This window comes from Hyphomicrobium sp. 01T421 (genome assembly GCF_056398805.1).
The window spans coordinates 2,382,947-2,405,487 of sequence record NZ_JBFTQC010000001.1 but is presented as its reverse complement, the minus strand read 5'-3'; the positions used below and the strand labels follow the sequence as shown (position 1 = coordinate 2,405,487).

Annotated in this window: 23 protein-coding genes and 2 tRNA genes; 9 read left to right on the top strand and 16 right to left on the bottom strand. The window is 59.9% G+C overall.

The features are described from left to right. Positions 1-3 precede the first annotated feature (3 nt). From rfbA to rfbC, 4 genes are read right to left on the bottom strand one after another with little or no spacing between them, the layout of a single operon-like run. Positions 4-882, bottom strand: coding sequence for a glucose-1-phosphate thymidylyltransferase RfbA (gene rfbA / locus AC1DK3_RS11110; protein WP_477192256.1), 879 nt, complete (start codon positions 880-882; stop codon positions 4-6). A gap of 10 nt (positions 883-892) precedes the next feature. After that, on the bottom strand, positions 893-1,849 hold the full coding sequence (gene rfbD / locus AC1DK3_RS11105) for a dTDP-4-dehydrorhamnose reductase (protein WP_477192255.1): 957 nt from the start codon (positions 1,847-1,849) through the stop codon (positions 893-895). Next, positions 1,846-2,937, bottom strand: coding sequence for a dTDP-glucose 4,6-dehydratase (gene rfbB, locus AC1DK3_RS11100; RefSeq protein ID WP_477192254.1), 1,092 nt, complete (start codon positions 2,935-2,937; stop codon positions 1,846-1,848). Before rfbB ends, rfbD begins: the two co-directional genes overlap by 4 nt. A 26-nt stretch (positions 2,938-2,963) precedes the next feature. Then, on the bottom strand, positions 2,964-3,515 hold the full coding sequence (gene rfbC / locus AC1DK3_RS11095) for a dTDP-4-dehydrorhamnose 3,5-epimerase (protein WP_477192253.1): 552 nt from the start codon (positions 3,513-3,515) through the stop codon (positions 2,964-2,966). Between the two features lie 427 nt (positions 3,516-3,942). On the opposite strand from rfbC, the gene AC1DK3_RS11090 reads away from it, so the two are divergent. The 3 genes from AC1DK3_RS11090 (at position 3,943) to AC1DK3_RS11080 (ending at position 7,289) form a co-directional block, all read left to right on the top strand. Continuing rightward, positions 3,943-4,878: a glycosyltransferase family 2 protein gene (locus tag AC1DK3_RS11090; protein WP_477192252.1), complete on the top strand. Its 936-nt coding sequence runs from the start codon at positions 3,943-3,945 to the stop codon at positions 4,876-4,878. A 76-nt stretch (positions 4,879-4,954) separates the two neighbouring features. After that, a complete protein-coding gene (locus AC1DK3_RS11085) occupies positions 4,955-6,103 on the top strand; it encodes a glycosyltransferase family 4 protein (protein ID WP_477192251.1) in 1,149 nt (382 codons plus the stop codon). A gap of 106 nt (positions 6,104-6,209) precedes the next feature. Further along, the gene (locus AC1DK3_RS11080; protein WP_477192250.1) at positions 6,210-7,289 is read left to right on the top strand and encodes a rhamnan synthesis F family protein; all 1,080 of its coding nucleotides are present in this window, start codon (positions 6,210-6,212) and stop codon (positions 7,287-7,289) included. Positions 7,290-7,303: 14 nt separating this feature from the next. On the opposite strand, the gene AC1DK3_RS11075 is transcribed toward AC1DK3_RS11080, so the two are convergent. After that, complete coding sequence (locus AC1DK3_RS11075) at positions 7,304-8,179, bottom strand: ParA family protein (RefSeq protein WP_477192249.1); 876 nt, start codon at positions 8,177-8,179, stop codon at positions 7,304-7,306. A gap of 942 nt (positions 8,180-9,121) precedes the next feature. Between AC1DK3_RS11075 and AC1DK3_RS11070 the strand changes: the two genes are divergently transcribed. Continuing rightward, positions 9,122-9,634 (top strand): tetratricopeptide repeat protein, encoded by a 513-nt coding sequence (locus tag AC1DK3_RS11070; protein ID WP_477192248.1) that lies wholly within the window; start codon positions 9,122-9,124, stop codon positions 9,632-9,634. A 175-nt stretch (positions 9,635-9,809) separates the two neighbouring features. On the opposite strand, the gene AC1DK3_RS11065 is transcribed toward AC1DK3_RS11070, so the two are convergent. The 3 genes from AC1DK3_RS11065 to AC1DK3_RS11055 all read right to left on the bottom strand — a co-directional run bounded on the left by AC1DK3_RS11065 (position 9,810) and on the right by AC1DK3_RS11055 (position 10,957). Beyond that, positions 9,810-9,885: transfer RNA gene (locus tag AC1DK3_RS11065), tRNA-Phe, on the bottom strand. 90 nt (positions 9,886-9,975) lie between these two features. Continuing rightward, positions 9,976-10,200: a DNA gyrase inhibitor YacG gene (locus AC1DK3_RS11060; RefSeq protein ID WP_477192247.1), complete on the bottom strand. Its 225-nt coding sequence runs from the start codon at positions 10,198-10,200 to the stop codon at positions 9,976-9,978. A gap of 7 nt (positions 10,201-10,207) precedes the next feature. Continuing rightward, positions 10,208-10,957 (bottom strand): Maf family nucleotide pyrophosphatase, encoded by a 750-nt coding sequence (locus AC1DK3_RS11055; protein WP_477192246.1) that lies wholly within the window; start codon positions 10,955-10,957, stop codon positions 10,208-10,210. A 150-nt stretch (positions 10,958-11,107) separates the two neighbouring features. Between AC1DK3_RS11055 and AC1DK3_RS11050 the strand changes: the two genes are divergently transcribed. Then, a complete protein-coding gene (locus AC1DK3_RS11050) occupies positions 11,108-11,815 on the top strand; it encodes a Crp/Fnr family transcriptional regulator (RefSeq protein ID WP_477192245.1) in 708 nt (235 codons plus the stop codon). A 32-nt stretch (positions 11,816-11,847) separates the two neighbouring features. Continuing rightward, entirely contained in the window at positions 11,848-13,170 is a 1,323-nt protein-coding gene (locus AC1DK3_RS11045) for an adenylate/guanylate cyclase domain-containing protein (RefSeq protein ID WP_477192244.1), read from the top strand. Here AC1DK3_RS11045 and AC1DK3_RS11040 read toward each other — a convergent pair. The 5 genes from AC1DK3_RS11040 to AC1DK3_RS11020 form a co-directional block, all read right to left on the bottom strand. Then, positions 13,136-13,633, bottom strand: a complete 498-nt coding sequence (locus tag AC1DK3_RS11040) for a UPF0262 family protein (protein WP_477192243.1) — start codon at positions 13,631-13,633, stop codon at positions 13,136-13,138. The two genes, AC1DK3_RS11045 and AC1DK3_RS11040, sit on opposite strands and share 35 nt — an antisense overlap. 6 nt (positions 13,634-13,639) lie before the next feature. Next, complete coding sequence (gene hisD, locus AC1DK3_RS11035; protein ID WP_477192242.1) at positions 13,640-14,938, bottom strand: histidinol dehydrogenase; 1,299 nt, start codon at positions 14,936-14,938, stop codon at positions 13,640-13,642. Between the two features lie 36 nt (positions 14,939-14,974). Further along, positions 14,975-15,448 carry a DUF2948 family protein gene (locus tag AC1DK3_RS11030; protein ID WP_477192241.1) on the bottom strand — a complete coding sequence of 158 codons (474 nt, stop codon included), beginning with the start codon at positions 15,446-15,448 and terminating at the stop codon, positions 14,975-14,977. A gap of 107 nt (positions 15,449-15,555) precedes the next feature. Beyond that, positions 15,556-16,848 (bottom strand): UDP-N-acetylglucosamine 1-carboxyvinyltransferase, encoded by a 1,293-nt coding sequence (gene murA / locus AC1DK3_RS11025; RefSeq protein WP_477192240.1) that lies wholly within the window; start codon positions 16,846-16,848, stop codon positions 15,556-15,558. A 121-nt stretch (positions 16,849-16,969) separates the two neighbouring features. Then, positions 16,970-17,152 carry a hypothetical protein gene (locus AC1DK3_RS11020; RefSeq protein ID WP_477192239.1) on the bottom strand — a complete coding sequence of 61 codons (183 nt, stop codon included), beginning with the start codon at positions 17,150-17,152 and terminating at the stop codon, positions 16,970-16,972. A gap of 191 nt (positions 17,153-17,343) precedes the next feature. Here AC1DK3_RS11020 and AC1DK3_RS11015 point away from each other — a divergent pair. Beyond that, a tRNA-Thr gene (locus tag AC1DK3_RS11015) sits at positions 17,344-17,418 on the top strand. 287 nt (positions 17,419-17,705) lie between these two features. On the opposite strand, the gene rnk is transcribed toward AC1DK3_RS11015, so the two are convergent. Both rnk and AC1DK3_RS11005 read right to left on the bottom strand, forming a co-directional pair. Next, positions 17,706-18,119: a nucleoside diphosphate kinase regulator gene (gene rnk, locus AC1DK3_RS11010; RefSeq protein WP_477192238.1), complete on the bottom strand. Its 414-nt coding sequence runs from the start codon at positions 18,117-18,119 to the stop codon at positions 17,706-17,708. 258 nt (positions 18,120-18,377) lie between these two features. Further along, entirely contained in the window at positions 18,378-19,154 is a 777-nt protein-coding gene (locus AC1DK3_RS11005) for a glycosyltransferase family 25 protein (RefSeq protein ID WP_477192237.1), read from the bottom strand. 367 nt (positions 19,155-19,521) lie between these two features. On the opposite strand from AC1DK3_RS11005, the gene mgtE reads away from it, so the two are divergent. Both mgtE and folE read left to right on the top strand, forming a co-directional pair. Continuing rightward, positions 19,522-20,892, top strand: a complete 1,371-nt coding sequence (mgtE, locus tag AC1DK3_RS11000; protein WP_477192236.1) for a magnesium transporter — start codon at positions 19,522-19,524, stop codon at positions 20,890-20,892. Between the two features lie 240 nt (positions 20,893-21,132). After that, positions 21,133-21,726, top strand: a complete 594-nt coding sequence (folE, locus tag AC1DK3_RS10995; protein WP_339082009.1) for a GTP cyclohydrolase I FolE — start codon at positions 21,133-21,135, stop codon at positions 21,724-21,726. Here folE and truA read toward each other — a convergent pair. After that, complete coding sequence (truA, locus tag AC1DK3_RS10990) at positions 21,674-22,474, bottom strand: tRNA pseudouridine(38-40) synthase TruA (RefSeq protein ID WP_477192235.1); 801 nt, start codon at positions 22,472-22,474, stop codon at positions 21,674-21,676. The genes folE and truA overlap by 53 nt on opposite strands. Positions 22,475-22,541 lie beyond the last annotated feature (67 nt).

The following is a 22,541-nucleotide window of genomic DNA, read 5'->3' as shown; positions in this document are numbered from 1 at the left end:
CAATCAAATACTGGCGATGACGCGCCGGACGTACTCGGCATAAGGGCTCTTACCGAGGCGGCCAAGCCAGGGATCGAGATCGGAAGGCGAAACGAAGCCCATACGCACGGCGATTTCTTCAGGGCATGAGATCTTGAGACCCTGACGCCGCTCGATCGTCGCAATGTAATCGCTTGCGTCCCTCAAGCTGTCGAATGTGCCGGTATCGAGCCAGGCATATCCCCGCCCCATGCGTTCGACATGAAGCGCGCCTGCCGCGAGATACATTTCATTGAGCGTCGTGATCTCGAGCTCGCCGCGAGCCGAAGGCTTTACGCGCGATGCAAAGTCAACGACCCGCTTGTCGTAGAAATAAAGACCCGTCACCGCCCAATTGGAATTCGGCTTTTGCGGCTTCTCGTCGATGGCCTTCGCTTGGCCCGCCTTATCGAACGTCACGACGCCGTAGCGTTCGGGGTCGGCCACCTCATAGGCGAAAACCGATGCGCCGTCTTCGCGGGAGGCGGCGCTACGCAGCAGTTCGCCGAACCCATGACCGTAGAAGATGTTGTCGCCCAGGACGAGCGCGCACCGGTCGTCACCGATGAAATCGCGGCCGATGATGAAAGCCTGCGCAAGCCCCTCGGGTTCCGGTTGCACCGCATAGCTCAAGCGCAGCCCGAACTGCTCGCCGGTTCCGAGAAGCGTTTGAAAAAGGATTTGGTCATGCGGCGTCGTGATGATCAGGATATCTCTGATGCCGGCCAGCATCAGCGTCGACAGCGGATAATAGATCATCGGCTTGTCGTAGACAGGAAGCAGCTGCTTCGAGATCGTTAGCGTCAGCGGGTAAAGGCGCGTGCCGCTGCCGCCCGCGAGGATGATGCCCTTAAGGTTGCTCATGTGCGCGTGCTCATGCGAATTTCCCGGCGCTATTTATCTGTTGCGAATGTTCCGCCGCTTCATCGCGGGGTGGACCGGCGAGCCGATCCAGGCAATCGGAAAGCGCTTCTCTCCACGGCCGAAGGTCAAGGCCGTAGACGGCGCGGAGCTTTTCCGTGGAGAGCACCGAGTACGCAGGGCGCGCGGCCTTGGTCGGATAATCTTTGGTGCCGATCGGCAGAACCCCGATATCGCGCCCGCCTCGGCGCGCCGCGCCTTCGATAATCGCCTGCGCAAAACCGAACCATGTCGTCTCTTCGCGATTGACGGCGTGAAAGACACCGAACATCCGCGGGTCCGGCGAAGATGCGCTCGCCAGAGGAATGAGCCGGCCGACGAGATCCGCCAAGTCCGGTGCGAACGTCGGGTTGCCGTGCTGATCGGCGACGACTTTGATTTCCGGACGATCCAGGCTCAGGCGCAACATGGTCCTGATGAAGTTGCTTCCGAACGGGCTGAAAACCCAAGCGGTGCGAAGAATGATATGCTTCGGATTGGCTTGAGCGACGCGATCCTCGCCCTCTTGCTTGCTGCGTCCGTAAATCCCAAGCGGCTCCACGGGATCCGTCTCGACGTAAGGCACGCGCTTGCTTCCATCAAACACGTAGTCGGTCGAGAAATGAATGATCGTCGCATCAACGTCGGCAGCCGCCTTTGCGGCAGCTTCCGCACCAGCGGCGTTGACTGCGAAAGCCGCGTCAGGTTCATCTTCGGCCTTATCGACGGCCGTATAGGCTGCGGCATTGACCACGACACTCGGGCGAGCCGCGAGAATGGCGCGCCTCACGGATTGCGGATCGCGAAGATCGGCCTCCGGTCGCCCGACGACAGTGAAACGCTCGCTGCCGGCCTGCAACAACTCGATAAGAGATCTGCTGACCTGACCGTGCTGACCGATGATGAGTATGCTTCGCTCGTCGCTGGTCACACGACCGACTCCGCCAGCGCGACGTCTTCCGGCATCGGCGTTTGAAGCAAGCCAAGCCTGTTCCCCGCGTAGACTTTCTCGCGGAGCGGCCGCCACCACCACTCATTGCTCAAGTACCACTCGACCGTCGCCGCAATGCCGCTGTCGAAAGTTTTCTCGGCGCGCCAGCCAAGCTCCGTCTCGATCTTGCCGGGATCGATCGCGTAACGCCTATCGTGTCCAGGCCGATCGGGAACAAATGTAATAAGGCTTCGGCGCGATTCTCCGTTTGGCCGAAGGCTGTCGAGAGCATCGCATATCCGCTCGACCACGGAGATGTTCTCCATCGGCGCTCGCCCGCCGATATTATACGTTTCGCCCACGCGGCCTCTTTCGAGAACCATCGTGAGAGCCTTCACGTGGTCCTCGACGTAGAGCCAATCCCGAACCTGCCGCCCGTCGCCGTAAACCGGCAACGGCCGCTTATCGAGCGCATTCAGCAGGACGAGCGGAATGAGCTTCTCCGGGAAATGGTACGGACCATAATTATTCGAGCAGTTCGTGATCAGCGCCGGCAGCCCGTATGTTTCGCGCCAGGCGCTGACGAGATGATCGGATGAGGCTTTGCTCGCCGAATAAGGTGATCTCGGATCGTAAGCCGTACTCTCGAGGAAGAACCCGCCGTCCGCGAGGCTGCCGTACACTTCATCGGTCGATACATGCAGAAATCTGAAAGCCTTCCGGCCTTCCGCGCCAAGCCCATTCCAATAATGCCGGCTGGCCTCGAGGAGGACGTGAGTGCCAAGAATGTTCGTTTTGATGAATTCGGCGGACGACGTGATCGACCGGTCGACATGGCTTTCAGCGGCGAGATGCATCACGGCGTCCGGCCGGAAGTCCGAGAAAACGCGATTGATCGCATCAGCGTCGCAAATGTCTGCAAGGACAAACCGGTAGTTTGATTTGTCCGTTAGCAAGGAGAGCGACTGCAAGTTGGCGGCATAGGTCAGCTTATCGACATTCAGCACGTCCCAGCCACTGTCGAGGACGAGGTACCGGACGAGTGCCGAGCCGATGAATCCGGCGCCGCCCGTGACAATGACTCTCATCCCCCGCCCCCGCGTTCAAACGACGTTCAAACTGTCCCCGCGATGTCTCTCAGCAAAGGAAGCTTTGCATCCTTGTCCGAGACGATCGCATCCTGCGCGCTGACCGGCCATACAATGCCGAGCTCCGGATCGGACCACAGAACGCCTGCTTCTGCTCCGGGAGCGTAGTGACTCGAAACTTTGTAAACGACCTCGGTGTCGGGTTCCAGCGTGCAAAAGCCATGCGCAAAGCCGTCAGGAATATATATCTGGTGCCCATTCGCAGCCGATATCTCGATGGATACGTGCCGCCGATAAGTCGGCGACGATGGCCGGAGGTCTACGGCGACGTCGAGAATGCGGCCCCGGCTGACGCGAACGAGCTTGGTTTGCGAATAGGGCGGAACTTGAAAATGCAGGCCCCGGATCGTTCCGGTCTTTGAGGACAGAGAAAAGTTATCCTGGACGAACACATCCCCGATGCCAGCCTCTTCGAGCGCCTTGCTGTTATAAAGTTCGGTAAAAAAACCTCTCGCATCTTGAAAGCGTTTGGGTGTGATTACGATCAAGCCGGGGATATCGAGTTCAGTTATTCGCACGAGAGATTTCCAAGTGACTGTTCGGCCTCCCTATGTGCCGGTGGCAAATAGTTCGCATATCAAACCTTGAGAGAACAATCCCAGACTGGCTCGAGTGCCCGCGATCGTCCGCAACATTCGTCAACGTGTGCTCGGCGCGTCACGCCACTTGGTCTAGGTAACCTGATCGAAGCGCGTTCCCGCGGCTTGTGCCATTGTCGCGTTTACGAACTTGAGTGAACCATTTGATATGCCGAAAAGAGTGCGGCCGACAACGAACTTGACTCCAATGCCTTGCGTCGCGAACGTAGTAGGCACGTCCGCAATTCTCACGTGCTTGGAGCGGGTGTTTTGAACTGGTGTTTTGAAGCTACTGTGCTCGATGCGGCGGAAGGCGCGCCGCGCCAAATTAGAACCATCCCAGGCAATGGGGGCCATCACCACAGCAATGTCCGTTAGTTATCTCATCAGCTCTTATAACAAGTCCGAATATCTCGCCTCTGTGCTTGAAAGCGTTGCCGCTGAGCTCACCATGACCGGCGGGGACGTTTTGATCATCGACGATGGATCGAAGGACTCGTCGTGGCAGCTCATTCGCGAGTTCAGCGCGAAAGATCCCCGCATCACCTGCCGGCGTCAGGAAAATCGGGGCATTTTCAACGTCACAAATCAACTGATCGCATCCGCGACCGAGAAGTGGCTGCGCATCATCGATTGCGATGATCCTCTCGTGATCGGATCGACGTCATTTATGATTCAACTCGCGGAGGATAATGACGCCGACTATATCTTCGGCTCGACGTCGACTTACGGTCCGGAACCATTGACCGGCGGCCCAGCCAAACTTAGCGAGCAGCATCCATCGACTGTAACGATATTGTCCGATCCGCTGAAATACGCGATTAGAGACTTCAATCACATCCCGACTGCGGCCTTGATGCGACGCAGAAGCATTCCTGCCTCCCTTCGGCTCAACGAGGAGCTGATATCGTGTCAGGATCTCGCTCTCGCATTGCGGGTCTTTGAGCACTCTCGAGTTGCACGGGTCGACGCAGCCGTCTGCCACCAACTCGTTCAAAGCAGCAAACGGTTATCTGCGAACGAAGCCCTTACCTACTTTCAAACCATTCAGATACTCAAAGAGTTTGGCGCCTCCAAATTCGATGAGGAATATCGATACATCGCGATGAGGAAGATCGTTTCGCGGGCGCTAAAATGGATGCGGCACGAAAAACTGATTACGACCGCTCCGATGTTGTATTCACGACTTTTGTTTCTCTACGCGACGTTGCTGGTATCAAATCCGGCGCGATGGGAATACTATCTTGACTCGGCAGCTGAGAGCTACGTAGGCTTTTTTCCTGCGGATGGGCGAGTATATTGATAATGAATTAGCGTTGCTTTCGAATTATTCGACCTCAACGGATTGCAGGCCCACGGTTCATATTATGCGCATATTGATGTTTTTGCCCCGGCACATGCGTTTCGGTCCCAGCAACGCATCCTCGATTGACCTATGCGTTCGCGATCTCGTCGCGGCGAGCCGTTACCGCCAAACGACGACGGTCATCTGCTGCGAGAACGAAACACTCTTTCCCGGCATCGACGTGATGACCTACTCACGCGCCGTCGACGACTCACGGCGCCGCAAGGTGGCATTTGCGTTGCGCGAAGTTTCGCGCATATCGCCGGATCTTATCGTCGTGCAGCAACACCTTCCGACAGCCGCGGCACTCGCTTCGCGCACCCGCGTTCCGGTGGTTCTTCACAAGCACAACATGATCAAGCCCGTTCCAGGCGGCAGTTTGCTTAACGTGTTTCGACGGCGGTTTAAGCTCCGGCAATATCGCGGGCTCGCCGGGATGATCTTCGTCAGCGACTTTTGCCAGAAGACATTCGACGCGGACTGGCCGGAGGTGCGCCTGCCGACGTCCGTCGTTTACAACGGCCTCGACTTTTCACAATGGCAGCCGTCGAAGCAGAAGCTCGACGAGATCATTTGTGTCGGCCGCGCGGCTCCCGAAAAGGGAATCAAAGAGGCGGCGCTGGCGGTTGCCGCCGTCTTGAAAGAGCAGCCCGGCTGGCGGGCGCGTTTCATCCTGAGCGAACCGGAACGCTTTCCTGCTTATTTGGAGGAAGTTCTTGCCGTCATTCGTCCTCTCGAAAGCAAGATAACAGTAGAACTGAGCGTGCCTTTCGCCGTGGTGAAAGAGCGCTATGAGAACGCGGCGATTGCAATCGTTGCTTCGAGATGGCAGGAGCCCTTTGGCCGCACGGCTCTCGAAGCGCACGCCGCAGGCTGCGCCGTGATCAGCTCAGGCACCGGGGGAATGGCCGAAATTTCGCCGGACGGCACTCTGATGCTGCCTTTGAACTTCGCGCCCGATCACATTGCTGCGCACTTGCGCACACTCCTCCTCGATCGGGACCTGCGTGTTCGTCTTGGCGAGACCGCACGAGAATTTTGCGCCAGAAAATTTGCACTCTCTGAAGTTGCTCGCTCAGCGGATGATTTCTACGAACTTGCAACCGCCAGCCGAACAAGCGGCATCGTTTCTACGCACACAGCCGGCTCTGAAGCGCCTGCGAGCGCCAGCAGCCACCTTTAAGCCTGTGGATTGCTCTCTACACCGCACTTGATGCCTTGCCGAGACGCCTGCTGCAACGTTACGAGAGCACAGTCGAAGCGTAGTGCTCGCGGAGCGAATTGGCCGAATGAGATATCATCGGATCTTCGAAACTCCCGCATCAATTTTCCAACTCGCCAAGGTCAGCCGCCCCGCCGCCAGCCTCGCGATCTTCCTGCGCGCAGCTCTTCGCCATCCGGCAAATCGGCGAAAGCGGCGTCTCTCGTACGAACGAGCGAACGCTTGGATGGATGAGGAATTGCCTTTCGAAAAGTGGGTTCATCCGCGGCGAACTCCGCCCGACGACCTTTGCATCCGCTTTCCCGAAGACCGGCCCATTGATCGCGATCGACTGCCGCAACCTATGAAGGTCGCCGTCGTATGCCACCTTTATTACGATGACCTCGCCGAGGAAATACGGACGCGCCTCGATGTCATTCCCACGAAGTTCGATCTCCTCGTATCCACCGACACCACGGAAAAGAAGAGGCGCATTGAAACCGCGCTCTCGTCAAGTACAGCATCGAACGTCGTCGTTCGAGAATTTCCGAATGTTGGCCGGGATATCGCGCCGAAGCTGATGGCCTTCAAGGACAAGCTCGGCCAATACGACGTGGTTTTATTCATTCACGGCAAGAAGTCGGTATTTTCTCCGAGGCTCGGAGATTGGCGCCAATACATTTTTGACGCTCTGATAGGAACGCGGGATCGCACCCAATCAATACTGTCGTCTTTCCAAGACATCCCCGAATTAGGGATGATTGCCCCGGAACATTTCGGCCCTGTCAAAGGAGTTGGCTGGAGAGACAATTTAAAATTTGCCGACGCGCTCTGCACCAAACTGCTCGGCGATAAACACGCGTTCAACTATTTGGACTTTCCATCCGGATCGATGTTCTGGTGCCGCCCGGCTGCGCTGAAACCGCTGCTCGATCTCAATTTGAGTGTGGACGAGTTTCCGCCGGAGCAAGGCCAAATCGACGGCACGCTCGCGCATGCGATCGAACGATTTTTTTTCGCTTCATGCGAACTCGCAGGGCTCCGCTGGTTGAAAACGGCAGCCGACAAAACGAAGATCTTGCCGGTGAAAATCATAGACGTTGGGTCGAGCACCGAGCTTCGGCAAGTCCTGAAGCGGACAAGCGGCCGGGTCCTCTCGCCACGGTGAGATAGCCACGCCACTCACGCGCCCGGACTAATTCTTTCAACCACGGCCTTTGTCAGCGCCATGACTTCGGGCAACGCACTTCCGTATTTATCGCGCGCCGAGCGAAACACGCCGAGCCCTGGATGAGTAGCCGCATTCTGTAGCGCGCTTGTGTAAGGCACAGGCCGCGAAATTGCGTTGAGATGGTGCAGACCCTGCTTGATGTGATGCAGCATCTCGCGCTGCACGGTATTCGTTGCCTGATACTGCGTGATGAGCGGATGAACTTTCACCTGCGACGCAAGATCGAGATCGTCGGCAAGAATGAATTTCAAGAAATCCGTGAGGGTCGAATACGCGTTCGTCTCGAGGCTCGTCGGCGCGACTATGTGCTCGGCCAGCCTCATGGCCGCGAGCCCCAGCACGCCGGGCCCCGCGGGACAATCGATCAGGATGGCGTCGTAATTCGCTTCGATTTTCGAAAGCTCTGATCTCAAAGCATCCGATAGCAGGACATCGAGACGAACCTTGCGCTTCTTTCGCCGCGCCACGTGCTCGAACTCGGCCATCTCGCGAAGAAGTTCGTGATTGGACGGCAAGAGATCGATGAAGCCCGCTTGCCTATCGCGCAACTCGATCAAGTCGCCTGCCGCCACACGGTGCGCGGCAAGGCGCATACTCCGGCCGCTGGCGAAAGCTCGCAGCATGGCCGCGAGGCCAATCTGACGTTGGGTGAGTTGCTGCTCCGCGCCGATACCGAGGAGCGCCTTCGTGACGCCGGCTTGCGGATCGACGTCGAGAACGAGCACCCGCGCACCATAGGAAAGGGCCAGGCCGTCTGCGAGCATCATGGTGGTCAGCGACTTGCCCACGCCGCCTTTCGGGTTGGCGATCGCGATTCTGACGCTCATCGACTGGCATCCGCCGACCGCCTCAGGAAGGGGCGGGAAAGAGCCTCAATATGAAACAATCCGGCGGAGGCGCGGCTCGCAACAGGCGGAGCCCAGGGCTCCGCCATCGCGCGAGAAAAATCGCCTCCGGGCAGTCTCGGCCGATGAAGATCACGCCGCTTGCGATACATGAAGAAAGGCTCGTAAGGACAACGCTCGAGCATGCGGAAGCGCCCCACCCGGTTCTGCGCGCGACACTACGTGGAGGTCCGGCCAAATACTAGCGGCTAGAAATCCCAGCGCTATTTTTTCGTTTCGCCGACTGTGTCGCCGACAGGGCGCCGGGACGGCCCGTCATCGAAGCGCCACGGGCTGTTTTTGCGGGCCCGCTCGGCCGCAGCGTCTTTGTCGACTTTGGGCCGCTTGTTTGACGGCGGTGGCCCGTCATCTGAAGGCCGTGGCTCGGAGACATCTTCAGGCACCTGCGGCGCGCGCTTACTCATCCATCCAAGTATGCCCATCGATTCATTCCTTTGGCAGAATCTCAAATTTGCATGCGCGAGACTTGAGTGGTGATTGCGCTTTCCATGTGGCTGCCGTCTGTCGGACATACGCAAGATTGCACAACGGCCTTTTGCGGGACCTGATGTTGCAAACGTCAGCACGTTGCTAACGCATCGACCGAAAATTTCGCGGCAAAACAAAAATGGCGACTTGCCCATCTCGCGATCTGGACTAAGGAAGAGGCCTTACCCACTTTCGAAAAACGCTTCCTGATCGCTGGTTCGCCGAATGAAGGCACGCCGCTATCTGGGTCATGAAAATTTAATTCCACTGCGAAGACACTGGCTTGACATCGGAGCTGGCGCGAAACCGTCCGGTCCCTTGCGAAGTAGTATTGACGACGACGACATGTTCGGTCGCTATTCGGTAGCTGACCCCCAAGCGACAAGGCATCCCCTGGTGAACCGCGTACTCAAGCTAGCGACGGCCATTTTCATTCTAACGTCGGTAAACGCTCGCGCGGACGCCACAGCTGACTGCAACGACGCGACCAATCTGGCCCAGAAAATTCGGGGATGCACGGAAGTCATCCAGCGCACGATGCTGAGCGATGCTCTTTCGACGGCCTATATGAATCGGGCCATCGCCCGCGCGGAACGCAAGGAAATGGCGAAAGCGCTGGCAGACTTCACCGCGGCGGTACATGCCGACGCGGAAAATAATTTCGCATACTACAATCGCGGCAACGTTTACCTCGACTTGCGGAAGCCGAAGCAGGCGAAAGCCGACTTCACCAGGGCGCTTGAAATCGCGCCCGACATGTCTCCCGCCCTCCTCAACCGGGCGTTGGCCAATGAAATACTTGGCGAACGCGAAGCCAGCATTGCCGATTTTCGCGCCGCGTTGGCACTCGAGCCGACACTCTTCGCAGCGTCCGAGGGCCTGAAGCGGTTGGGCGTGACGCCCCCCTGATGGGCGGAATGCCCTCGTCCGACAGCCAGCCGGTCACGCGCTTTGTCTGCGTGATCGTTCGATCGTGATTTTTCGGTGCCGGTGAAATTTCAGCGAACTCGCATCGAGATCACGTGTGGCTGATCTCGCGGGGCCGGTCTTGAAGGCTAAACTGCGGGCTGATCTCGTGGGGCTATGGTGCCCAGGGCCGGAATTGAACCAGCGACACTGCGATTTTCAGTCGCATGCTCTACCAACTGAGCTACCTGGGCCTGCCTCCGCGGCGCTGAGCCCCGAGCGAAGTAGAGGCGTCTTATAGGGGCGTGATCCGCAGGATGCAAGCGCCTCAATACGAGATGTTTTCAGTCTTCTTCGTCCTCGCCATTTGGTCGCTGGGACGGATCTTTCGCGGCCGGGTCGTCGCCCTCGTCTTCTTCCCTGCCGCCGATCGCGTAACTGCCAGTGAACCACTTCGCGAGGTCGATATCGGCGCAGCGCTTCGAGCAGAAAGGGCGATAGGCGTCGACCGCCTCCTTCCTGCAAATAGGACAACGCAACGGCTTGCTGGCGGAGCGGGACGCTGACATGGCGCGCTCAATCGCGGTCGACTTCGGCGTATTTCAGCCAATTGTACTGGATCGGAAATTTTTCCGAATTGAGGAGGCTCACGACCTCGGTCAAAGGCAACCCGACGACATTCGTGTAGGAGCCGATGAGCCGCTGCACGAAACAGCCGGCAAGCCCCTGGATGGCGTAGCCTCCAGCTTTGCCGCGCCATTCGCGGGAGGCGATGTAGGATTCGAGCTCCGACCGGTTGATATAGCGGAACCGCACCCGCGTATCGACGATCTTCATGCGAACCCTGTCGTCGGGAGTGATCAGACAAATACATGTCTGGACCTTGTGGGTACGCCCCGACAGAAGTTGTAGCGACGCCATCGCCTCCTCGATGTGCGTCGGCTTCATCATCACCTTGCGCCCCATCGCAACGACCGTATCGGCCGCGAGGATGTAGGCCCCGGCGAGATCCCGGTCATTCGCGATCTGATCGCGCGCAACCTCCGCCTTTGCCCGCGCAAGCCTCGAAACGAGCGCTCGCGGCATCTCGCCCCGCTTCGGAGTCTCGTCGATGGAAGCAGGCCGCAAGGCATCCGGCGTCACGCCGACCTGTGCCAGGAGCGTCACTCGCCGGGGGCTGGCGCTTGCCAGAACAAGCTGCGGACGCTCGATTTCCGTTTTGGACGACGCCATCTCGCGCACTAGCGAGCGGCGCAACGTCTCGCGGCCGGGGGCTTCGGAGCGTGCAAAGGAGGGAAGGAAGCTGCTCATAAGACTCGATATCATGATCGTAACCACGGGATGATTAAAGTGAGGCGGCGCAGCCCTTTTGCGACAATGGCGCAGGCATTCCACCCTTAGCAAGTCCGCCTGCGTTGCGGTTGAGAACAAAACAGGGCATGAATAGCGCATTCTTTAACAAAATTGATGGCGGCAATGGCTCTGAAACCAGACCCTGCGGACCTCCTTGCTCGAACGCCGCTTTTCGGCGGCCTCGATGAACCGGGTCGCAAGGCCGTCGCCCTCGAATTGCGGGACGCGGCCTTCGAGCCGGGCCAGATCATTTTCTCGCGCGGCCAGGCGGGCTCTGAGCTCCACATCGTCACAAAGGGCCGGGTCCGGCTGTCGGTCCTGACCGCTGACGGACGTGAGCTTTCGTTCGCCCACGTCGAGGCGCCTTCGATCTTCGGAGAATTGGCGGTCTTCGACGGAAGGCCGCGATCGGCGGACGCGACGGCCGTCAACAAAGTCGAGACGCTGATGCTCTCGAAAGCAGCATTTCTCCGTTTGCTCGGAACGCGCCCAGCCGTCGGTGAAGCAGCCGTGCGCTTTCTCGCCGGCCGGCTGCGCGACGCCGATGAACAGCTCGAAGCCATCGCCTTGCATCCGATCGAAGCGAGGCTCGCACGCTTCTTCCTCGCCGCCGTGCGCCAGAAAGATCCGGCCAGCAAAGCCGAGAAGATCTCCCTCGCACTTCCGATTTCGCAAAGCGAGCTTGCTCTTCTCGTCGGCGCGAGCCGCCCAAAGGTCAACGCGGCTTTGGGCTTACTCGAATCCGAAGGCGCGATAGAGCGCCGAGGTCAGCAGGTCGTGTGTGATATCGCGGCGTTGAGCGGCATTGGCCGGCTCGACGAAAAGGAATAGCCGCCCTTGCACCCAATCGCGGGGCCACGCGCATGACGATCATGGATCGGCAACAACAGCGAGCACGACCGGCGATCCTGCCCGCGCCGGTGCTTGGCGTGTTTCGCGCGATCCGTTCCTTCGTCCGCCGTGTCGCCAGCTTCGGCATAGACGGCTACCCGCCGGATATTCAGCGGCGGCTGAAGATCGTCAACGTCTTCTCGTCCCTCGTCGTGGCAACGACCTTTATCTACGCCATGCAGCTTTGGGCGTCGGGCGACAAAGCCATGATGCCCGTCGTCTATATCAACCTCGCCCTGGCGTTTATCGTCTCGCTCGTTCCCTTCATGCATCGGTTCAACGAGATTGCGGGCTGTCTGCTCCTGGTGTTCGCGGAATTTGTTGCGCTCATCGGCTTCACATCCTTCTTCGGCCGTCTGGGAGGCGCGCCGTTGCAATACGTCGTGGCGGCGGCGGCACCCTTTGTCATTTTCGAAGCCCGGCGCTTCTGGCTCATCATCGCCATCGTCTTCGCCGGGCTCATCCTGCATTTGATCGCCTGGTTCCAGTTCCCGATGGAAGCCGCCCAGCTCAAAGCCGACGACAAACTACTAAGCTCGCTCTACGTCCAAGGCGCCGTCACCACGTTCGGCCTCATCGCGGCCTGCGTCTACTACGCCTTCAGCCTTTTCGAGCGCGCGAAAGCCGAAACGGAATCCGTGCTTCGCAACGTCCTGCCCGACAGCGTCGTCGAGCGCCTCAAAGCTTCACCGGGCGAGACCATCGCCGATGGATTTTCCGAAGCCTCCGTTCTGTTTGCAGACATCACCGGCTTCGTCAGCATGGCCCGCGGACTGGGACCGGAAAAGACGGTGGCGCTATTGAACAAGCTCGTGAGCGCATTCGATGAGCTTGCCGAACGCCACGGCGTCGAGAAGATCAAAACGATTGGGGACGCCTACATGGTCGCGTCCGGCGTGCCGCTGATGCGCAAAGACCACGCGCACGCATTGGCTGCGATGGCGCTCGATCTGGTCGCAGCCGTGCAGGAAGTCAGCGCCGCCGAGAACCTTCCGCTCAATGTCCGGGTCGGCATGGCAAGCGGCCCGATGATGGCGGGCATCATCGGCAAGAATAAATTCAGCTATGACGTCTGGGGTGATCCGGTCAATCTCGCGAGCCGTCTCGAACAATCGAGCGTCCCCGGCCGCATCGTCATTTGCCCGTCGTGTTGCGCGGCGCTCCGCGAAGCGTTTTCGATCGAACCGCGCGGCCTTATCGAGATAAAGGGTGTGGGACCTCAGGAGTCCTGGTTTTTGCTCGGCCGCAAGGACGCGGACGTCAGCCCTTCCAGTGCAGCGAGCACACGAGCGTAAAGAGCCGGCGCGCCGTATCGTCATCGACGATGATCCGCGGCAGCAGCTTTTCCTTGAGCAACGCACTGCCTTCGTCGTGAAGCGCCCGCCGGCTGACGTCGATGGCCTGAATGCGAGCGGGAGGCGCGGTTCTGACGGCCTCGTAGTAGGACTCGCAGATCATGAAGTAATCTTTGACGATGCGCTTCAGCGGCGTCAGCGCAAGCGCGTGTTCCACGGTCTCCGCTTCGCCCGAAGGACTGATCGCCATCGAAAGCCGGTCGTCCGCAAGCGAGAGATGGAGCTTGTACGGACCGGCATCGATGCCATCGATGCGGAAGGCGTTACCGTCAAGAATGTCGAAGATCGCGACTTCGCGCTCGTGCTCGATATTCGAGTTGGCCCGCCCGAGCGATTTCGCATCGAGCGTGATGTCGACAAGGCGATCCCGGCTTTTCTCTTGAGCGGCGACCGTTTGATCCATCGAAAATCAGCCTGCCTTTTCGAGCCGGATTTCGACAGAGCGGCGGTGGCCTTCCAATCCTTCGGCGCGAGCAAGCGTCATCGCGGCAGGCCCGATTTTCTCGAGAGCGGCACGATCGAGCTTCAGGATCGATGTTCGCTTCATGAAGTCCAGAACTCCAAGGCCCGACGAAAAACGCGCACTGCGCGCCGTCGGGAGAACGTGGTTGGAACCGGAAACATAATCGCCGATGACCTCAGGCGTCACGCTACCAATGAAAATTGCCCCGGCGTTTCGAATGCGCATCGCGAGATCTTCCGCATCCGCCGTCGCGATTTCCAAATGCTCGGCCGCGATACGGTCGGCCAAAGGAACGGCCTCTCCGAGCGATCCTAAAATGATCGTGGCGCCAAACGTGTTCCAGCTCTCGCCCGCGATATTTCCGCGCGGCAGCGTCCCGAGTTGGCGGCGAACAGCCTGCTCGACCGCCTCGGCGAACGCCTCGTCGTCCGTCATCAAAATCGACTGGGCGGCCGTATCGTGCTCGGCCTGCGCGAGCAGATCGGAAGCTATCCACTCCGGATCGTTGTTCTTGTCCGCAATCACCAAAACTTCGGACGGACCTGCGATCGAATCGATGCCGACCGTGCCGAACACCTGCCGCTTCGCCGCCGCGACCCACGCATTGCCCGGTCCGACGATTTTGACGACCGGCCGTATCGTCTCCGTGCCGTAAGCGAGCGCCGCAACGGCTTGCGCGCCGCCGACGCGATAGATCTCCGACACGCCCGAAATTTTCGCGGCCGCCAGAACAAGCGGATTGAGTTCGCCGCTCGGCGACGGCACGACCATGACGATGCGCGGAACGCCCGCGACCTGCGCCGGCACGGCATTCATCAGAACGGAGCTCGGATAGGACGCAAGACCGCCCGGAACGTAAAGCCCGACGGATTCGACCGCCGTCCAGCGGTGACCGAGGTCGACGCCGGCCGCATCTGTGTAGCGATCGTCCGATGGCAGCTGACGCTTGTGATGATCCGCAATGCGGTCGCGTGCGAAAATCAACGCATCGAGCGTTTCTTTCGAGCACGCGGCATAGGCCTCTTCGACCTCGGCAGCAGTCACCGCGATACCGGTTTTGCGAAGATCGAGCCTGTCGAATTTGAGAGAGAGATCGACGAGCGCCGCGTCGCCGCGCGCCCGGACATCATCGATGATTGCGCGAACCGCGTTGTCGACGTCGGCCGAGACTTCGCGCTTCAGCCCGAGAAGCTCCACGAAGTGAGTCTCGAAATCCTTGTCGTTGCTATTGAGCCGCACAGGCATCGGGCATCGTTCCTTAAGGCAAGCGGTCCAGCGAAATCAGCTTGCGTCCTCGGGATGCTCCGGCGGGCGCTTGGTTGTCCAGGCTGCCCCGAGGTCCTTCAACTCGATCTCGATACATTCGACGCCCAGCCGAATGGCCGCACCGCCGGAAAATGTCAACGTGACATCGCCTTCGGGCGACTCTGAGCCGGCCGTCGGTTCGTAAGTCATGGCGAGCAGCGCCAACGCCGCCCTTTTGTCGTGAAGGTCAAATCCGTGCACTTTCACGGCGTTGACACGCTCGAACCGAACGGCGCACCGGCGACGCTCGTACTCGGGAGCGATCTTGGTTTTCGATGCTTGCGTATCCTCCGCAAGCTTCTGCCAATCGAACCGGTTGGCTATGCCCACGAAACGCTTCTGCTTCGGCAAGTACTTCATGTCGCCGACGCGCAGAACGGCGTCCTGCAACTGAGCGGAGATGACGCCGAGATCTTCCATATCGAAGGCGATGAGCTTGAGGTCCGGCATCGGTATCGAAGGTCTCCGCTGTGCGGCCCCAAATGGCTTGGATCAGTGGCTATGATCGCAGAGTGATACAAAGGCGTGCAGAAAGCTGCAACGCAAGAGCAAGCGCATCAGCTGCTGGCTATGCGCTCTATGTCCGCGCCGCACGCACTGAGCTTTCGCTCGAGTTGCTCGAAGCCTCTGTCGAGATGGTAAACACGGTTGATCACCGTTTCGCCCTCTCCGGCAAGCCCGGCGATGACGAGCGAAACGGAAGCACGGAGGTCCGTCGCCATGACGGGCGCCCCCTTGAGAGTTTTGACGCCGGTGATCGTCGCCGTATCGCCGTGCAGCTGAATGTCCGCGCCGAGACGGACGAGCTCCTGCACATGCATGAAACGGTTCTCGAAAATCGTTTCGCGAATGACGCTCGTACCCGACGCCCGCGTGAGAAGCGCCATGAGCTGCGCCTGCAGGTCCGTCGGGAACCCTGGAAAGGGCTCCGTCTCGACCGATACCGGAGCAATGCCGCCGCCGTTTCGAGAAACGCGAACGCCCGTTTCTGTCTCCTGGATCGAAGTCCCCGTATTCGCGAGAATTTCGAGCGCAGTCTTGAGATCGCCGAGGCGCGCACCCTCGAGCGTCACATCCCCGCCCGTCGCGGCAACCGCCATCGCGAATGTGCCGGTCTCGATACGATCCGGCAACACCGTGTGAACTGCCCCTTCGAGACGATCGCGCCCCTGGATCCGAAGCACCGACGTGCCGATCCCTTCGACCTTCGCGCCCATCTTGCTGAGGCAGAGCGCGACGTCGCCGATTTCGGGCTCTCGCGCCGCATTTTCGATAATGGTCTCGCCTTTGGCCAACGCGGCCGCCAGGAGAACGTTGTGCGTGGCGCCGACCGACACCTTCGGAAACACGATGCGCGCCCCGTGCAGCCCCTTCGGCGCCCGCGCAATGACGTACCCGGCGTCGATGTCGATTTCCGCACCCAGCGCCTTGAGCCCCATCAGGTGTAGGTCGACCGGCCTCGTTCCGATCGCGCAGCCACCCGGCAGCGACACGCGCGCTTCGCGCATCCGCGCGACGAGCGGTCCAAGCACCCAGAAGCTCGCCCGCATGCGCGAAACCATTTCGTAGGGAGCCGTCGTATCGACGATATCGCGCGCCGTGAGATGAATGGTGTCGCCGAGATGGCTCGCCGGTCCAGGCCGCTTGCCGTCGACCGCGAGATCGACGCCATGATTCCGCAGGATGCGAACCAACAGGTTGACGTCTGCAAGATTGGGGACGTTCTTGAGCGTCAGGCGGTCTTCCGTCAGAAGGCTCGCGATCAACAGCGGCAGTGCCGCGTTCTTGGCGCCTGAAATCGGAATGCTACCGCGTAGCGGCTTCCCGCCGACGATTTTGATCCGATCCATGTATGCCAATTGTCTCCGAATGATAAAAACGGGCGCGAATCTCGATCCCGCGCAAACAAGCCAAGCGTGATTAAAGGTTGAGAGACCGCATCGGCAAGCGGCTTTTACGACAGAGGGAGCCCTAGACGCCGCCCTCGTCCGGAGGCGGATCGCCGCCCTCCCCCCTCTGACGACGGGCCGCGGCTTTGCGCCGCTTCAAATTCGCGCGCAGCTCTTCCGCCAGCCGATCCTGGCGCGCGACCTTGCCGGCGCTTTTCGCCTTATCCGCATTTCCTGGCGGCTTTGGCTGGAAATTTCCCGTCATGACCGGTCTCGCGCGCTCCACAACTAGATGCCGGACTTCAATTTTAGCGTGCCGGCTTCGTCCACTAACAGCTTGGCTTTCCGTCTTGCTCGCCGTCAAGCCTTGTGGCAGTGTCCGCCCGCCCGAAGCAGGAGCGTACCAACGCGACGCCCCTGGCACGTCCGATTCTTCGAGGTCACAAAACGCCTTCAGCTGCCGTAGCTCAGTGGTAGAGCACTCCCTTGGTAAGGGAGAGGTCGAGAGTTCAATCCCCTCCGGCAGCACCAGCGTAAAAGCTCAAAAATTCTGGAAAATCTGAATTCCGCGCCGCGACTCCGTCGCGCCCCGGAGTGCGCCGGATAAATTGCAGCAACCTCATCGACCGCGACAGCTATTGGTGTCTCGTTCGGCGGCTCCCCCGGCTGCGCCGCAATCGACACGCGCTCAGTGGTGAAGATCGGCACGGACATCTGGGTGGCACTTGGCCTGACCTGTCCCGATTGGGACAAGCCAGGGCGGCGACCTGTTAAATGACCCCCATGGCCAGCATTGCTTGAACGGCGCGGCGGATAATTTATTGGCTCCGAACGGGCTGCGTGACTTTTTGAATCGTCAATTGCCGTTCACGCCCTTCGCGATCGGGCCAGCGGATCGAATGACCTTCGCGCAAGCCAATCAGCCCCGCGCCGACGGGCGTGAGAATCGAAATTCGCCCGTTCGATATATCCGCCTCCGCAGGGTAAACGAGCTGCACTGTGCGTTCAGCACCGCTCCCCTCGTCAGTGAATTCGACGGTCGAATGCATTGTGACGACGTCGGAAGGCATGCGCGTCGCTCTATGCATGGTGGCGCGCGCAATCTCGCTCATCAGCAGTTCGCTGACCTGAGGCATGGACTCGGCCACACCCAATGCAAGATTGGTTAGATTGTCTGCCTCGGTATCGATGAGATGAACAGGAGGTCGCCCCGTTCTGGTGCTTCGGGTCATAGTGCTGGCCTTCGAGAGGGGATAGTCAATCATTTGAAAGACGGCGTACGCCAGTCTTTCGCGTTGTCCCGAGCCCGAGCCGCAATGCTCCGGAACCCGGGGCTAGATGCCCTCGAGAAGCTGCCCCCCTTGGTGGCGAAAGCGCGAATAATAAGCACATGACTGCATGGAGGCATGCCTTGGCATGCGGAGTCGTCCGAGTCAAATTTGATGGCTAACCCGGGACTGAATTGAAAGTTGGAGCGTCTGCTTGGCTCGCTAAGAATGTCGGGTTATCCGGCTCGGCGCGACCGCCGCGCTCAACCCGATCGTCTTGACGATATGGGCACGCCGCCTGATTTCGTGGCCGAGTTTCCAGGCGCGGTAGGCGACAAAGCTGCGCAGGTCGGACGAAGGAGGCCTCTCCATCCGGTCACATTGAATCCGTGACCCGGCAAGATCCTCTTGCACAACGAGCGTCGGCACGACCTCGAACGTCCTCGCGCCATGCACGTGCGTATCCCGCAGATAAATGTCATACGGAAATTGGATCGGCAGAATTCGGCGCAATAGCTGCGAAGCGCCCTGCCGCGAGACGACATAAGCATGCGCGCAAACCGTCGTCGCATGTGTCTCCACGATCTTGCCCACAGCGGTTTCCTGCAGCAGTCGCCCCCTGACGCCTCCAATGCCCCCGACTTTGAGAATACCCCAGTTCCCGGGCAGGCGATCGACGAGAAGAGCAATCGCATCGCCGAGGTTCGACGGGATCACCGCGTCGTCCTCCAGGATCAGCGCTGTCGACTCACTGCTGGCCAGAAATGTTTCGAGTGCGAGCTTGTGAGATAGCGTGCATCCGACCTCCGCCGGCCCGATCTCGCGGCGGAAGCGCGCCATGAACCGGAAGGGAGCAAAAGACCCGATCTCCGCCTCAGAAAGCTCACTTCCGACGACGCCCGGAAGCATGGAAAACGACATCCCGGCTGCTTGCAGCCCGGCCGAAATCTTTTCCTGACGTTGAGTTGAAAGAGGCAAGCTGATGACGAGTGTAAGCATTGGTGCCCCTCGGCCGCCGGCTAGCCCGTCGAGACTCGCCACCTCCAATAGTGTGTATACAGATTATCATTGCAGCACCAAGAGGCCGAGGGCCTTTCAAACACCTTTTGAGAGGTGCGCTGACCTTATCGACGACTGAAAGCCGCCGGCCGGGCCGCCCAAAAAAGCGGCTTCCCCTGCCCTTGACTATTATTGTCAATCGGATCATGTGGGCTTGTGGCCGCCATGATTTCGGCGCCGCGATTTCGAAGGAACCCAACCCTTGTCTGGCGACAGTAGTCGAATGCTTCGGCCGTTGCGGCTCGTGGCCTGACCTCCGGGGTCGGCTCGCCACGATCCGTTGCAACGGCGGATCGGAAGGTGAGCCATGGAAAACATCCGCACTGCATCGGGTGAAGACGTCGATCCGATTGTCTTGGTCGAGCTGCTAGAAGAGCACGATGCCGATATTGTCGCCCAGCTGAATGAGCTGGACCTCGAGACGGCAGGCTCGATACTCGCCGAATTGCCCCTTGATCGCGTTGTCGAAATATTCGACCGGCCCGAACTTGCGCGCGCCGGCGATCTCATCCTCGAACTTCCCGACGAATTCGCGGGCCAAGTGCTCAAGGGCATGTCCGCGGACCGCGCGGCCGACACCCTCCGCCAGCTTGATGGGCCCGACCGCACCAAGCTGCTGGCCCTGCTCGACTTCGAAACCGCCCAATCCCTGAAACTGCTGCTTGCCTACCCTGAAGGCACCGCCGGCAGCATCATGACGACCGAGTTCGTCAGCGTTCCTTCGACCTACACCGTAGCCGAAACCCTGAAGCTGATCCGCGAGGTGGAACACACGCGGGAAACGATCTACGCGATCTATGTCCTCGACCCCCAATCGCGCGAACTCGTGCGGACGGTCACGTTGCGTCAGCTGATCATGGGAGAACCCGATCAGTCGATCCTCGACGTGGCGCCCGACCGCGATCCCGTCTGGGTTTCACCCGACACGGACCGCGAAGAAGTGGCGCGTCTGATCTCGATCCACGACCTTCTCGCCGTGCCAGTCCTGAACGCGCGGCATCGCGTGCTCGGCATCGTCACCGTCGACGACGTCGTCGATGCGATCCTCGCTGAAAGTACGGAAGACGTTCAAAAGTTCGGCGGCGTCGAAGGTATCGCGGAGCCGTATCTGCAGATCGGCTTCGTGGAGATGATCCGGAAACGCGCGGGCTGGCTTTCCGCGCTCTTTCTCGGCGAAATGCTGACAGCCAGCGCCATGCAGCACTATTCCGACGAGCTGGAAAAAGCCGTCGTGCTTACCCTTTTTATCCCGCTCATCATGAGCTCGGGCGGCAATTCCGGCTCGCAGTCCACCTCGCTACTCATTCGCGCACTGGCACTTGGTCAGTTGCGTCTGCGCGACTGGTGGCGCGTGGCCATGAGGGAAATCCCGACCGGAGTGACGCTTGGCGTTATCCTGGGCGTGATCGGCATGGCCCGGATCGCACTATGGCAGCAACTCGGTATCTTCGATTACGGCGAGCACTGGAGACTGGTGGCATTGACGGTGGGATTGGGGCTCGTCGGCATCGTCACCTTCGGCTCGCTGACGGGCTCCATGTTGCCCTTCATACTGAAACGCCTCGGCTTCGACCCAGCCAGCGCCTCGGCCCCGTTCGTCGCGACGCTCGTCGATGTGACCGGTTTGATGATCTATTTCAGCGTCGCGCTGCTTGTCCTGCGCGGCACGCTGCTTTGACAGGCAAAAATTGACGGGGGTGATCCGGCCGGAAACGCGCGCCGTATCCCTTCCGTACCCCATGTTAACTGCGAGAGGCGTCCCATATCGACAAACCGCGTCTCTATTCCCATCTAACGGCGGCCCCCATCCTACCGGCGTCAAGGTGACGTTTGCCGTCTCGAATCCGATGGGTCTATAAGGGCCGACGTCCAAAGCCGTGCTACGATCCCCCCTTCCAATAACAACCAGTGTTTTCCAATGAATTCAGATAACAAGCCGACGCGCGCCGAGGTTGAAGCAGCCGTCAAGACGATCCTCCGCTGGACGGGTGACGATCCTTCGCGCGATGGCCTGAAGGAAACGCCTTCCCGCGTGACGAAGGCATTCGAGGAATATTTCCGCGGCTACGACCAGGACCCAGTGGCGATCCTCCAGAAGACCTTCGAAGAGATCGAAGGCTATGACGAGATGATCGTGCTCCGCGGCATTCGCTTCGAAAGCCACTGTGAGCATCACATGGCGCCGATCATCGGCCGCGCTTGGGTTGGCTATATCCCCGACGGCCGCGTCGTCGGCATCTCGAAGCTCGCCCGAGTTGTCGATGCCTACGCCAAGCGTCTCCAGATCCAGGAGAAGATGACCGCGCAGATCGCCAACACGATCCAGGACGTGCTGCAGCCGCAGGGCGTCGCCGTCATGATCAAGGCCGAGCATCACTGCATGACGACGCGCGGTGTGATGAAGCCCGGCACCGACATGGTGACGAGCAGAATGCTCGGCGCCTTCCGCGACAACCCCATCACACGTCAGGAATTTCTGGCGATCGTGACTGAGGATACGAAGACGGCTTAACGGCGTCCTCGGGGTAGTCCACACCAACGAGATAGAGGCCTGATGCCGGCGACACCGTCCCGCACGCCTCGCGATTGCGCGCCGCGAGCGCCGAAACGATATCCTCGCGCGACCACTTCCCTTCGCCGACGAGCTTCAGGCTGCCGACCATCGACCGCACCTGATGGTGCAGAAACGACCGCGCCGATATCTCGCAAACGATTTCGTCGCCCGAACGCGTGATGTCGAAGACATCGAGCGTCTTCACGGGCGAGGGCGCCTGGCATTGCGCCGCGCGGAATGTCGTGAAGTCGTGTCGTCCGACGAAGACCTTGGCGGCATCGGCCATTGCCTCGGCATCGAGATCGCGCATCGTCCACCAGACCCGGTTCTTGTCGAGGATCGGCGGCGCGCGACGGGTCAAAAGCCGGTATCTGTAATGACGCATCACGGCGCTGAACCGCGCGTCGAACGTGGCATCGACGGCGTCCGACGCGACGATGCCGATCGGATGCGGACGCAGATGAAAATTCATCGCGTCGCGCACGCGCGAGGCCGCCCAGTCCTTCGTCAAATCGACATGCGCAACCTGCCCCAGCGCATGAACGCCAGCGTCGGTGCGGCCTGCGCCGCGAACGCCGACGGTTTCGCCGGTGAATTTACGAATTGCGTCTTCGAGCAGGCCTTGGATCGATAGGCCCTCGGCCTGTCTCTGCCAGCCGACGAAAGGCGTGCCGTCGTATTCGATGGTAATGCGGTAGCGCGGCATCGGGCTCAGGTTGAAAAAATGCTTCGGCCATCCCTAGCCTTTGCCGGGCACCGGCTCAACGGCCCTT